The organism is Hallella seregens ATCC 51272 (assembly GCF_000518545.1).
GTDB lineage: Bacteria > Bacteroidota > Bacteroidia > Bacteroidales > Bacteroidaceae > Prevotella > Prevotella seregens.
Map to the genome: position 1 here is coordinate 110,465 of NZ_JADU01000001.1, position 13,518 is coordinate 123,982.

The following is a 13,518-nucleotide window of genomic DNA, read 5'->3' on the forward strand; positions in this document are numbered from 1 at the left end:
GCAATGAAGTTCAAGACGACTCTTTTCGCCCTCTTGCTTGTGGCCCTCACAGCCGCTGCACGCCAGCGCGACAACTTCGATGCGGCGTGGAAGTTCGCCATGGGCGACTCGCTGGCGTGGCAATCGGCCGATTACGACGACACCACCTGGCGCACGTTGGACCTTCCCCACGACTGGGCGATAGCCGGCGACTTCTCCGCGGCCAACCCTTCGGGGGCCAGCGGGGGGGCGTTGCCGGGTGGAACGGCTTGGTACCGCAAGCGTTTCAAGTTAGGCGTTGAGGCTGGCGAACGCTATTTCATCGACTTCGATGGCGTGTATATGAGTGCCACCGTCTACCTGAACGGCCACGCCTTGGGCACGCGCCCATACGGATACAGCAGCGTTAGATACGAGCTCACGCCCTACCTTCACCCCTCGGGCGACAATCTTCTGGCGGTAAGGGTGGACAACAGCGACCAGCCCAACAGCCGATGGTACAGCGGCTGCGGCATCTATCGCCACGTGTGGCTCACGCGGACGTCTGCCGTGAGCGTGGCACATTGGGGAACTTACGTAACGGCAACGGTGCGAAAGGGGCGCGATGCCGTGTTCAGCCTAACCACAAGCCTTGAGAACACCACGGGCAAAGGCCTTCGCCCCACCGTTCGGCACACGCTTCTTGATGCCCAAGGGCGCAAGGTGGGCGCCTCGCAAGCCACGTTCGGCATGGCCGGCAAGACCGAGAACACACAGCGGCTCGTCTTGCGGAACGCTGAACTGTGGAGCGTTGAGCGGCCCTATATATATAAGGTGTTGACCGAGGTGCTTGTCAACGGCCGCGTGACCGATGCCTACGAAACCCCCACGGGCGTGCGTCACTTTCGTTTCGATGCCCAAACTGGCTTCTCGCTCAACGGAAAGGCGATGAAGATAAACGGCGTGTGCATGCACCACGACCTTGGATGTCTGGGCGCGGCCCTCTCCGAAGACGCCCTGCACAGGCAGTTGACCATCCTGAAAGCCATGGGAACGAATGCCATACGGTGCTCGCACAACCCGCCCGCTCCCGAATTGCTCAACATGTGCGACACGATGGGCTTCATCGTGATGGACGAATCTTTCGACATGTGGCGCAAGCGAAAGAGCAAGAACGACTATGCACGCTTCTTCGACCAATGGGCCGAACGCGACCTTGCCGACATGGTGCGCCGCGACCGCAACCATCCCTCCCTGCTGATGTGGAGCATTGGCAACGAGGTGTTGGAGCAATGGAGCGACGCCAATGCCGATACGCTTTCGTTGGAAGAGACGAACCTGGTGCTGAACTTCGGTCGGAAATCCACGTCGCTCGCCCCGAACGATGCAACGATGAGTGCCAACTCGCTGTTGACAAGGCGGCTTGTAGGCGTGGTCAAGGCTCTGGACAGCACGCGGCCCGTGACGGCGGGATGCAACGAGCCCAACCCCGACAACCATCTGTTTAAGAGCGGTGCACTCGACATCATCGGGTTCAACTACCATCACCAATGGGTGAAAGACGTGCCACGCAACTTCCCCAACCGCCCCTTCATCCTTACGGAGAGCGTGTCGGCTTTGCAGACGCGCGGTTATTATCGGATGCCCAGCGACTCGGTGTTGCTTTGCCCAGAGAACTGGTACACACCCTATACCAATCCCACTTTCCAATGCTCGGCCTACGACAATTGCCACGTGCCCTGGGGCTCTACCCACGAGCAGACCTGGGACGTGGTGAAGCATGCGCCATGGTGCAGCGGGCAGTTCTTGTGGACAGGATTCGATTACATCGGCGAGCCCACGCCCTATGGCTTTCCCGCGCGCAGCAGTTATTTTGGCGTGGTAGACCTGGCGGGATTCCCCAAAGACTCGTATTACATGTACCAGAGCGAATGGACAGACCGGCGTGTGCTCCATCTCTTTCCGCATTGGAACTGGATTGAGGGGCAAGACGTAGACTTGTGGTGTTATTACAACGGGGCCGACGAAGTGGAACTTTTCCTTAACGGCAGAAGCCTGGGCGTGCGCCGCAAGGCCTCTTCGCACCAATACCACGTCATGTGGCGCGTGAAGTTCGTCCCGGGAGAGCTGGTGGCCGTGGCGAGAAAAGACGGCGAGGTGGTGGCCACGCGCACCATCCGCACAGCGGGCGCACCCCATGGCATACGCCTGTCCATAGACCCGCACACGCCCTTGGCACGCGGCATCAAGCCCGAAGCCAACGGCAAGAGCCTGGCTTTCGTAGTGGCAGAAGTGGTCGACAAGGACGGCAACGTCTGTCCCAATGCCGCCAACGACCTGTTTTTCTCCATCGAAGGCGACGCCCACATCGCGGGCGTGGACAATGGCGACCCCGCTTCGACGGAGCGGTTTCAAGCCGGAAACCGCCGTGCTTTCTACGGAAAGTGCCTGGTGGTGCTGCGCATGGGGAAAGAAGCGGGCACCGTAAGCCTCACGGCCAAGGGTGTTGACTTGCAAAAAGCCCAGCTTACAATAGAAACCAAATGATAAAAACATTGAGTATATGAAACGTAAATTATCTGTGACTGCCCTGTCGATGGCTTTCGCCCTTGCGGCACCGGCCCAAATTTCACGCCCCGTTTACCTCAATCCAGACGCTCCCGTCGAGGCTCGCGTGCAGGATGCGCTGAAACGGCTTACCGTTCACGAGAAGATAAAGCTCATTCATGCGCAGAGCATGTTCACTTCGGCGGGCGTGCATAGGCTGGGCATCAGGCAGCTCAACATGAGCGACGGGCCGCATGGCGTGCGTGCCGAAGTGAGTTGGGGCTCATGGAACACGGCCCAATGGACCAACGACTCCATCTGTGCCTTCCCCTCTCTGACCTGCTTGGCCGCTACATGGAACCGCGATTTGTCCGGCGAATATGGCCATGCCGTGAGCGAAGAGTTCGCATTTCGCGGCAAAGACGTGCTCTTGGGGCCGGGAACCACCATCTGCCGCGTGCCGCTTAACGGGCGCAGCTTTGAATACATGGGCGAAGACCCCTGTCTGGCGGGCGAGATGGCCGTGCCTTACATCAAGCGGGCACAGGCCAACGGTGTGGCTTGCTGCCTCAAACACTTTGCTTTGAACAATCAGGAGATAGACCGTTTTACGCTCAATGTGAACGTGGGCGAGCGTGCTTTGCGCGAAATCTACCTGCCGGCGTTCAAGAAATGTGTGCAGCAGGCGGGGGTTTGGAGCATCATGGGTTCGTATCCGATATGGAATGGCGAACACATGTGCCACAACGACTCGCTGCTCAACAAGATATTGAAGAAAGAATGGGGGTTTGACGGTGTGGTCATAAGCGACTGGGGCGGTTGTCACGACACGTGGCAGGCGGCCATGAACGGCCTGGACATCGAGATGGGCACCGACACCGACGGCAAGACCGAAGACCGTTCGCAGGGCTTCGACAGCTACCGCATGGCCAATCCGCTTGAAAAGCTCATCGTGGAGGGCCGCATTCCCATGTCGGTGCTCGACGACAAGGCCGAGCGCGTGCTGCGAACCATCTTCCGCACGGCCATGAACCCGCGCAAGGTCGTGGGCAACCAGTGCTCGGCCGAACATTACGCCGTATGCAAGAGCATCGGCGCAGAGGGCGCGGTGCTGCTTAAAAACCAGAACAACATATTGCCCATTGCCCCCGGTCGCTACAAGCATATATTGGTGGTGGGCGACAATGCGGTGCGCAATATGAGCGAAGGCGGTGGAAGTTCGGAACTGAAAACCAAGTTCGACATATCGCCTCTCGACGGATTGCGGGCTGTCTATGGTGACAGAATCTCTTTCGCACGGGGCTATTATGCGGGCAGACCGCTCTATGACGAGGTGGACCCCTTGCTGTCCGATTCGCTCAATCGCTTGAAAGCCGAGGCCTTGCAGGCCGCGAAGGAGGCCGACCTCATTGTCTTTGTGGGTGGGCTGAACAAGAACCACAAGCAAGATTGCGAAAACGGCGACCGCGAAAGCTACGACCTGCCGTATGGCCAAAACGAGTTGATAGCCGAGTTGGCCAAGGTGCAGAAGAACATCGTTGTGCTTACGTTTGGCGGCAACGCCTTTGCCACGCCATGGATCAACAGCGTCAAGGGCCTGATGCACTGCTGGTATTTGGGCTCCATGTCGGGCGAAACGCTGGCCGAACTTGTTTCGGGCAAGCAAAACCCAAGCGGCAAGCTGCCCGTGACCTTTGCCAAACGCGAGGCCGACTATCCTTGTTTCCAGTTTGGCAAGCGCGGTTATCCCGGCGTGGACAAGCAGGTGTATTACGACGAGGGCATCTACGTGGGTTATCGTTGGTTCAACACCAAGGGCGTAGCGCCGCAGTTCCCCTTCGGTTTCGGACTGAGCTACACCACGTTCAAGTATGGCAAGCCTGTGCTCTCGGCCCAAACCATGAACCGGGACGGCAAGATAACCCTCTCGGTCCCTGTCACCAACACGGGGCGCATGGCAGGCAAAGAAGTTGTTGAACTGTTTGTTGGCGACGACAAATCCAGCGAGGATCGCCCCAAGAAAGAGCTGAAAAACTTTGCCAAGGCGAGTCTTGCGCCCGGCGAAACCAAAACCGTGCACTTCGACATTACGCGCGAAGATCTTGAATATTGGTCGGAACGCACCCATGGTTTTGTGGCCGAGCCAGGCACATTCACGGCCTATGTCTGCGCAAGCGAGACTGATGTACGCGCATCGGCAAGGTTTGAATTGAAGTAAGAGTGGAGCAGGATGCCTTTTTGGGCATCCATTCCCCACGCTTGTTGCACCCCCGATGCACGGCGTAACGTTTGTTCCAAACTCAGGGGTCGGCCTCCGTGCCGGCCCCTGCGCCAACGTTGTTCGCCCCCAATCATCCCTCCGTTTCCCTTTCTTCACCCAACCTCCACGCCGTAATCGCGATGCGATTGCGGCGCAACGGCCGGGCGATTGCGGCGTGAACGCGACGCGATTACGGTGTGACGGCAGGGCCGTTTCAAGGGTTTTGCAGCGGGGGGAGACGGGCGCAACGGCAAAAAAGGGGGGCAAAGGCTTGCAGTTCATGAATATTTTGCCTATATTTGCGCCGTTGTAAGGAGTATGCACTGGCGTTCGCGGGAGTCCGTGCGGGTGCCCAAGTCAAGAAGACAGAGGGCATCACGAACGGTTCGCGGTGGCGACGGCCGGCATCCGTAACGTTTATCGACACCGCAGAATAGTACGCATTCACATTTCATGAAAGAACCACACACAGCTCTTACCAGCCGGCAGTACCTGCTGCCGTTCGTCCTCGTCACGTCGCTCTTCTTCCTGTGGGGCTTCGCCCGGGCCATCCTCGACGTGCTGAACAAGCATTTTCAGAACGCTCTCGACATCTCCATCACGCAGTCGTCGCTCATACAGGTCACCACCTATCTGGGCTATTTCATCATGGCCATCCCGGCCGGGTGGTTCATCAACCGGCACGGCTATCGGAAAGGCGTGGTCTTCGGGCTGATGCTCTTCGGCATCGGCGCCCTGCTGTTCATCCCCGGGGCCGAGGCCGGAACGTTCTATGCCTACTTAGGTGCGCTGTTCATCATTGGCTGCGGGCTGGTGTTTCTGGAGACTTCGGCCAATCCCTATGTCACTGAGCTGGGCAATCCGACCAGCGCCACCAGCCGGCTCAACTTCTCGCAGTCGTTCAACGGGCTGGGCTCGCTCTCGGCCACGTTCTTCGTCGGCCAGTTCCTTTTCAACGGTACGGAGAGCGGCGGCAACATCGTCATTCCCTACACCGTGCTGGGCATTCTGGTGCTGGGCATCGCTGTGGTGTTCTCTCGTGTGAACCTGCCCGAAATCAGGCACCACGAAACCGAGGAAGACCGTACCCGGGGCACGCGCATCAACAAGCTCTTCCGCCATCACCCCGCCTTCGTCTTCGGCCTCTTTGCCCTGCTGGCCTACGAGATTGCCGAAATCTCCATCAACAGTTACTTCATCAACTACGTCACCGCCAAGGGCTGGATGACCGACAACGTGGCCTCCATTGTGCTCACGGTGGCCCTGGCTCTCTTCATGGTGGGGCGGTTTACAGGCAGTTGGATCATGCGCAAAGTGCGGGCCGAGCACGCCCTGCTGTTCTGCGCGGCGGGCAGTGTGCTGTGCATCGGCGTGGTGATGCTCAACCTGGGGCGCGTGTCAATGGTGGCCCTCATCTGCAACTATGCCTTTGAGGCCATCATGTTCCCCACCATTTTCTCGCTGGCCCTGCGCCATCTGGGCAACCTTACCAAGAGTGCTTCGTCGCTGCTCATGATGACGCCGATCGGTGGCTGCGGCTTTCTGCTCATGGGAATCATTGCCGATGCCACCCACATGATGAGCATGCCGTTCATCATTCCTTTCCTCGGATTCTTCGTGGTGCTGCTTTTTGCTTCCGAGCTGACGCGCAAGGGCAAAAGCCAGGTGCTGCTGCTGTGAGTGCCGCGTGCCCCTGCCGATTGCCCTATGTCTTGTCGATTCTGTTCCCTGCTGTTGCTCCTGCTGGGCCTGTGGCTCCCTGCGCAGGGCCGCCACCTGACGGGGCGCGTGGTCGACGACCGTAGTGGTGAGGAGTTGCCGGGCGTCACCGTGGAGCTGTTGAGGCTGGCCGACAGCACGCTCGTGCGGTCGGCGGTGACGGGTGAGCGCACGGTCTTTGGCTGGAAGACCGTGGGCTACGACATTGACGTGGACAACAACACTGCCTATCTGCTGCGCTTCTCGATGGTGGGCTACCGCACACTGTACCGCCGCGTGGACGTGAAGATGGCCGAACGCGTGAACGAACAGTACGTCGACGAGGTTCGGCTCGAGGAGGAAGCACGGCTGCTGGACGAGGTGGTGGTCAAGGCAACGAAGATCAAAATGGTGATGCGGGGCGACACAGTGGTCTACGACGCGTCGGCCTTCAGCTTGAGCGAGGGCTCCATGCTCGATGCGCTGATACGCCAGTTGCCCGGCACAACGCTGGAGAACGGCGTCATCAAGGTGAACGGGCGCACCGTGAGCGCACTGCTTGTAGACGGTCGCGACTTCTTCAAGGGCGATGCCAAGAAGGCTCTCGAGAACCTGCCGGCCTACACGGTAGACAAGGTAAAGGCCTACGATAAGCGCGGACGCGAGAGCCGAATGATGGGGCGCGACATGGGCGACAAGGAGCTGGTGCTCGACGTGGGGCTGAAGAAGCAATACCAACGCGGGCTGCTGGCCAACGCAGACATGGCCGGCGGCACCAACCATCGGTACTCGGGGCAGCTGTTTGCCATGCACTATTCCAAGCATGCGCGGCTCACGCTGCTGGGCTCGATGAACAATCTGAACAGCCAGAGCGTGCCCGGCGACTACGACATGAGCCCGCAGCCCGACACCGGCGGCGGCCTCTCGGCCCGCAAGACGGCCGGGCTGAACTATCGCTGGGAGGGCAAGACGGAGGACACCTACGTGGAGTCGGAGAACGGCTTCGCCCATACCGACAACGAAACGCTGACCCAAACCACCTCGCAGACCTTTCTCACGGGGGGCGACTATTACGGGCTGAGTCGCGACGCGTCGCGTGCAAAGACGGCGGCGTGGACCACGAACAACAGCTTCGGACTCACGCCCGGCCGCCATTTCATCAGTGGTTCGTTCGGCCTTACCTATGCCCGCAACGAGGGGTGGGGGAGCAACCTGTCGGGGCGGTTCAGCGAACGCCCGGCGTCGTCGGCCCTGCTCGACAGCCTGTTTCGTCCCGGTGCGGGCCGGCGGCTGCTGGCCATGACCGTCAACCGCGTGCGCAACGACAACCAGAACCACGGGCAGAGCTTGGGCAGCGTCGTTTCGCTGCGCGACAATTACCGCTTGGGCAAGACCGGTGACTTCGACAACATGCTCTCCGTTGCCGGCGACCTGCGCTACAACCACGGCAAGAACTACCGCCATGCGCTGAACCGGGTGGACTATCCCGCCGGTGCGGGCACGCAGGACCGCCGCCATCAATACAGCACCACCCCCACCGAGGACTATGCGTTGAGCGTAAACGTGGACTACAGCCGCTTCTTCAACCGCGACTCCGACAAGCTGAACACGATGTTTGTCAGGCCTTTCTATCGGTTCAACCAGAGCTATCAGGCCTCCGACTACTCCCTCTATCGGCTCGACCGGCTGGCCGATTATACCGACGAGACCTATGCGCTGGGCATGCTGCCCTCCACGCAGGAGGCCCTGCTCTCCGTGCGCGATGCCGGCAACAGCTACAGCAGCCGCGAGCACACCAGGTCGCACACGGGTGGGCTGCAGGCCACCTATATCCACGGCGACGGCGTGCAGATGCCGAGATGGTCGGTCTATCTGAGCCTGCCCGTGGAGTTCCGGCACGAGCGGATAGATTATGTGCGGGCGAAAAGCTACGCCCGCGACCGCAATGCCACGTTCTTCAGTCCGAGCGTCAGGGCCGACTACCTGTTCAATGATTCCACGGGCATGCGCAATGTCTCGTTCTCTTACAACAGCAGCCAGACGCAGCCCTCGCTCGTTTCGCTGCTCGATGTCCGCGATGATGCCGACCCATTGGTGGTGAGGCTGGGCAATCCCGGCCTGCACAAGGCCCGCACCCACAGCGTGGGGCTCTCGGCTTCGCTCTTCCGCATGCGCTCACAGGAGTATGGCAACGTGGGCGTCAACTACAGTGTGGTGCAGCATGCCGTCGCCACCTCCATGCTCTACAACAAGGAGACGGGCGTCACCACCACGCAGCAGGTGAATGTGGACGGCAACTGGAGCCTGAGCGGCAACGTGGGTTTCGGGCTGCCCGTCGACCGTCGCAAGCGGCTCTCGCTGCATGGCAACCTGTCGGCCAACTACAACAACAGTGTGGACCTCACCACGGTGGAGGGCACGCAGCCCTCGCGGAGCGAGGTGCACAACTGGGTTTTCTCCGAACAGCTCACGCTGGAATACCAGCTCGGCAGCCGTTTGCAGCTGCGTCTCTCGGCCAATGCCGACCATCAGCGGGCCACAAGTGACCGCAGCGACTTCCAGCGGGTGAGCTCATGGAACGTCCGGGTGGGGCTGGGCGGCACGTGCGAACTGCCGTGGGGGCTCCAGTTGTCCACGGATTTGACGGACTACAGGCGGCGGGGCTACAACGATGCCCGGATGAACACCGGCGAAACGGTGTGGAACGCGCGGCTCACCAAGCGGCTGCTGAAAGACCGCCTCACGCTCTCGGTAGACGGTTTCGACATTCTCGGCCAGCTCAGCAACACCTCGTTCACGCTCGATTCCCAAGGCCGCGCGGAGGTGTGGACCAATACGCTGACGCGCTATGTGATGGCACACGTGGCCTATAAGTTCACGCTGGGAGCCAAGGCGCCACGGTATTGAGCCGCCTTCAGGGCGGAGCCGGACAAATGCAAAACCGACGTGGCAAACCCGAAGCCGCTTTCCGGCGGTGGGACGGAATTAACCTTTTTAACCCGAATACGGCGCGAAAAAAGCGTGTGCAGCCTTGGACGTAAGGAAATAAATTGTTATTTTTGCAGGTGGATAATAGTATAGGCTATTCATTTTTAAACTTATAATAAAATGGCAGTTAGTTACAAAGAATTAGGTCTCGTCAATACGCGCGAGATGTTTAAGAGAGCCGTTAGCGGCGGTTATGCCATTCCGGCATTCAATTTCAACAATCTTGAGCAGCTTCAGGCTATCATCTCGGCTTCTTCCGAGCTGAAGTCGCCGGTTATCCTTCAGGTTTCCAAGGGTGCCCGTAACTATGCTAACCAGACGCTGCTGCGCTATCTCGCAGAGGGCGCCGTGGCCTACGCCAAGGAGCTGGGCTGCAAGCATCCCGAGATTGTGCTGCACCTCGACCATGGCGACAGCTTCGAGCTCTGCAAGAGCTGCGTGGACATGGGCTTCTCTTCTGTGATGATCGACGGCTCTTCTCTGCCTTATGAGGAGAACATTGCCCTCACCAAGAAGGTGGTGGAGTACGCTCATCAGTTTGATGTGACCGTTGAAGCCGAGCTCGGCGTGCTGGCCGGCGTGGAGGACGACGTGGTTGCCGAGGAGTCTCACTATACCAAACCCGAGGAGGTTATCGACTTCGCCACCCGCACGGGCTGCGATTCTCTGGCCATCTCCATCGGTACCAGCCACGGCGCTTACAAGTTCAAGCCCGAGCAGTGCACCCGTGACCCGAAGACCGGTCGCCTCGTTCCTCCTCCCCTTGCATTCGATGTACTGGCCGAGATTGAGAAGAAACTCCCCGGATTCCCCATCGTGCTCCACGGTTCTTCTTCGGTTCCTCAGCAGTATGTTGACATCATCAACAAGTACGGCGGCAACCTGCCCAACGCCGTTGGTATCCCTGAAGACCAGCTCCGCAAGGCTTCCAAGAGTGCGGTTTGCAAGATCAACATCGACTCCGACTCCCGTCTGGCCTACACGGCAGGCGTGCGCGAGACGTTGGCCCTGCACCCCGACTACTTCGATCCCCGCCAGTATGGCAAGGTGGCCCGCAACTACATGATCGACCTGTACAAGGAGAAGATCACCGATGTGCTCGGCAGCGACAACAAGCTTGCCCAGCTCGACTGATAGGTAGACCCGTTCGGCGCGGGGATTCCTGCGCCGAACGGTGTGTCTTCGCAATAAGAAATGCCGGCCCACTCCTCAGGAGTGGGCCGGCATTTCTATGGATTTTCATAGTCTTTGTTTGGATTCTCTATTGTCTTTTGGGAGACACTGCATGGCTGTTATTGGGATGCGTCATTGCAGTTTGGGAGAATCCGTTTATCCTTTCGGGCGATTTCGTCTCGTCGTTTGCCATTTAGTTTTGGGTGAAAGACTCGATGGCTTTCACGCTTCCCGTCAGTGGCGAAAGAACAATTCTGGTGGATTGTTTTTTGCCAAAGAGTTCGCCGCTCAGCGATTCGGTGGTGCCGAACTGCGGGGCAAGCACTTCGTCTGTGGCGAGCATCTGTTGTTGGCTGTCGCTGACGGTCAGTCTGATTCTGCCGGGCTGGCATACACGCAGACCGATGTCGTTCTTGTCCTCTTTCTTCTCACCGGGTGCGATGGGTGTGGGAGGGGCTACGGTGTGCAGGTCTTCCACCTGAATATAATAAGGTGAGCCGCCCAAGTCGTCGGTGCTGGTGAGTCCATAGTGCTGGGAGAAGCGGAACAACAGGCTCCGGCCTTCGGCGGTCGGCGTGAAGTCGATGGAAGTCCATGTGGTGTCCTTGGTCACCGTGCCCTCGAAAAGCGAGCGCAACGCCTGCTCTTGCTTGTCCAGATTGGCCAGCATGATGCGCAACTGCGCCCCGTCTTTGGGCATGAAGTCGGCCTCGCCGCGGTTCAGCTGGTTCCGGCTCTCGCGTATGTCGTAGATCTCGCGGGCGGTCAATTCGGCCATCTTGGCGGGGTTGCCGGCATTGAGAATGTCCTCGGACATGAAGTCATTGGGGTTTACCGGCTGAGGCTTGGGAGCCGGCGTGAAAGTGGGCTGCGGGGTGGCCGCGGGTTCAGCTTCGGCGTTGATGGCCAGCAACTGTCCGTTGCTGGCACGGCACACCTTGTGTATGCTGTACTTTTTATCGGTGGTGAGCTGGAAGCGCTTGCTCGTATCGGGCAGGGCCAGCCGGTCGGTCGTGATGCCGATGATGCGGTAACTCGTGGCCGAGTTCTGCTCCACGTCCTGTTTCAGGTAGCGGCGGGCGTAGGGTGCGAGCCGTCCGGCAGTGTAAGTGGTCTTTTCTACTTGGATGGTGTAGCGCAGGGCTGTCTTAGGCAGATAGTAGCTTGTGCCCTCGACAGACTGTGCCTGGAGGCTGGTAGGCACGGTGCTGGCGGAGAGTATAAGCAGTCCGGCCAGCACGCGGGTACCGAAACAGGGGGTGGTTTTCTTGTCTGTCATGTCCATGCTGTATCGTAATCTTTGAGTTGTGAATACTTGGTTCTTGTCAGTCTTCCACTCTCTTGAAAGCCTGCGGCAGGTACTTGATGAGGTCTCCGGCCACCAGACTCTCCTTGCCCACTTCCTTGACGGCCAGGTCTCCGGCCAGTCCGTGCAGGTACATGCCCAGCATACAGGCCTCGCCGCGGTTGTAGCCGCGGGCCAGCAGTCCGGTGATGATGCCCGTGAGCACGTCTCCGCTGCCGGCCGTTGCCATGCCGCTGTTGCCCGTGGAGTTGAAGATGATGTGTCCGTCGGGCATGCAGAGGGCCGAATAGTGCCCTTTCAGGATGAGGTATCCCTGCAGATGCTCGGCCATTTGACGGGCTCGGATGAGTCGTTCGTAGTCGCTGTTGCTTGCGCTTCCGGCCATGCGGTCGAACTCGCGAGGGTGTGGAGTCATGATGATGCCCTTGGGCAGTTGCTGCATCCAGGCCTGATGGCTGGCCAGAATGTTCAGTGCATCGGCATCCACCACGATGGGGCACTGTGTGCGTCGAATCTGTGCAATGAGTGCGATGGCCGTGTTCTCGCTCTGCCCAATCCCGGGCCCGATGCCCAAAGCATCGAAGTCATTGCTCTCCACACTGTCCGAAAAGATGGTCTCTTCGCGGTCCATTTGCATCACGGCTTCGGGCACGGCAACCTGCATGATGCCGTAGTTGCGTCTCGGGGTGTGCACCGTCACCTTGCCTGCGCCGGCCCGCATGCAGGCCTTGGCGGCCAGAATGGCCGCACCGGCCATGCCGTAGCTGCCGGCAATGAGCAGGGCGTTGCCCATGGAACCCTTGTGCACGAAGTCGCCGCGACGGCGCAGGTGGGGACGCAGTTCCTCTTCTTCCAGAATGCGGCACGACACTTCGGCCTGCCGGATATACTTCTCACTCAGCCGAATGTCGAGCACCCGGAGCCGCCCCACGTAGGGTTGGCAGTCGGGCAGCATCATGGCCAGCTTCTTTTGTTGCAGGGTTAGGGTCAGGTCGGCCCGGATAATGTTGGTGCGTATGTTGTAGGTGTTGTCCTCGCACATCAGTCCCGAGGGCATGTCGATGCTTACCACCTGGGCCGGACTCTGGTTGATGTATTTCACCAGCGAGGCAAATCCGCCCATGAGCGGCTTGTTGAGGCCCGACCCGAAGAGCCCGTCGACCACAAGAGTGTCGGCTGTCAGTTCGGGCGGATCGAAGTTGAGGCTGATCTCTGTGAACTTAATGCCTCGCTTGCTGTCGATGAGTCGCTGCTTGTTGGCGGCGCAGTCTTCGGACAGTTTGCGGTGGATGTTGAAGAGGAACACGCCGACTTGATACTTGGCTTCGGCCAGCATTCGGGCCACGGCCAGTGCATCGCCGCCATTGTTGCCCGGTCCGGCAAACACGATGACCGGTGTGCGATCCGACCATTCCTCCATGATGGCATGGGTAATGGCCTTGGAAGCGCGCTCCATCAGGTCTATCGACTTGATGGGTTCGTGCTCTATAGTATATTTGTCAAGCTCGTGAATCTGAGCTGCTGTGAGTATCTTCATAACACTGCAAAGATAAACAAAAGATTGGATAAAGCGTTTGACGCATAGCGT

Annotated in this window: 7 protein-coding genes; 5 read left to right on the forward strand and 2 right to left on the reverse strand. The window is 59.3% G+C overall.

Translation table 11 applies throughout. The annotated features are described in order from the left end of the window. Positions 1 to 3 precede the first annotated feature (3 nt). The 5 genes from L888_RS0100520 to L888_RS0100540 all read left to right on the forward strand — a co-directional run bounded on the left by L888_RS0100520 (position 4) and on the right by L888_RS0100540 (position 10,585). The gene (locus L888_RS0100520; RefSeq protein WP_027951446.1) at positions 4 to 2,505 is read left to right on the forward strand and encodes a glycoside hydrolase family 2 TIM barrel-domain containing protein; all 2,502 of its coding nucleotides are present in this window, start codon (positions 4 to 6) and stop codon (positions 2,503 to 2,505) included. A gap of 16 nt (positions 2,506 to 2,521) precedes the next feature. Continuing rightward, entirely contained in the window at positions 2,522 to 4,723 is a 2,202-nt protein-coding gene (locus tag L888_RS0100525; protein ID WP_027951447.1) for a glycoside hydrolase family 3 C-terminal domain-containing protein, read from the forward strand. Positions 4,724 to 5,218: 495 nt separating this feature from the next. Continuing rightward, a complete protein-coding gene (locus L888_RS0100530; RefSeq protein WP_027951448.1) occupies positions 5,219 to 6,445 on the forward strand; it encodes a sugar MFS transporter in 1,227 nt (408 codons plus the stop codon). A 27-nt stretch (positions 6,446 to 6,472) separates the two neighbouring features. After that, positions 6,473 to 9,370 (forward strand): outer membrane beta-barrel protein, encoded by a 2,898-nt coding sequence (locus L888_RS0100535; protein WP_027951449.1) that lies wholly within the window; start codon positions 6,473 to 6,475, stop codon positions 9,368 to 9,370. Positions 9,371 to 9,571: 201 nt separating this feature from the next. Further along, positions 9,572 to 10,585 (forward strand): class II fructose-bisphosphate aldolase, encoded by a 1,014-nt coding sequence (locus tag L888_RS0100540; protein ID WP_005844069.1) that lies wholly within the window; start codon positions 9,572 to 9,574, stop codon positions 10,583 to 10,585. Positions 10,586 to 10,817: 232 nt separating this feature from the next. Here the strand turns inward: L888_RS0100540 and L888_RS0100545 are convergent, their stop codons facing one another. Then, entirely contained in the window at positions 10,818 to 11,909 is a 1,092-nt protein-coding gene (locus L888_RS0100545; RefSeq protein ID WP_005844067.1) for a DUF4831 family protein, read from the reverse strand. Positions 11,910 to 11,949: 40 nt separating this feature from the next. Beyond that, complete coding sequence (locus L888_RS0100550; RefSeq protein ID WP_027951451.1) at positions 11,950 to 13,467, reverse strand: bifunctional ADP-dependent NAD(P)H-hydrate dehydratase/NAD(P)H-hydrate epimerase; 1,518 nt, start codon at positions 13,465 to 13,467, stop codon at positions 11,950 to 11,952. Between the last annotated feature and the right edge of the window lie 51 nt (positions 13,468 to 13,518).

Bases quoted from the DNA above. Each gene is read 5' to 3' on its own strand.
- L888_RS0100525 (WP_027951447.1), top strand. From the start codon at position 2,522: ATGAAACGTAAATTATCTGTGACTGCCCTGTCGATGGCTTTCGCCCTT.
- L888_RS0100530 (WP_027951448.1), top strand. From the start codon at position 5,219: ATGAAAGAACCACACACAGCTCTTACCAGCCGGCAGTACCTGCTGCCG.
- L888_RS0100550 (WP_027951451.1), bottom strand. From the start codon at position 13,467: ATGAAGATACTCACAGCAGCTCAGATTCACGAGCTTGACAAATATACT.
- L888_RS0100540 (WP_005844069.1), top strand. From the start codon at position 9,572: ATGGCAGTTAGTTACAAAGAATTAGGTCTCGTCAATACGCGCGAGATG.
- L888_RS0100535 (WP_027951449.1), top strand. From the start codon at position 6,473: ATGTCTTGTCGATTCTGTTCCCTGCTGTTGCTCCTGCTGGGCCTGTGG.
- L888_RS0100520 (WP_027951446.1), top strand. From the start codon at position 4: ATGAAGTTCAAGACGACTCTTTTCGCCCTCTTGCTTGTGGCCCTCACA.
- L888_RS0100545 (WP_005844067.1), bottom strand. From the start codon at position 11,909: ATGGACATGACAGACAAGAAAACCACCCCCTGTTTCGGTACCCGCGTG.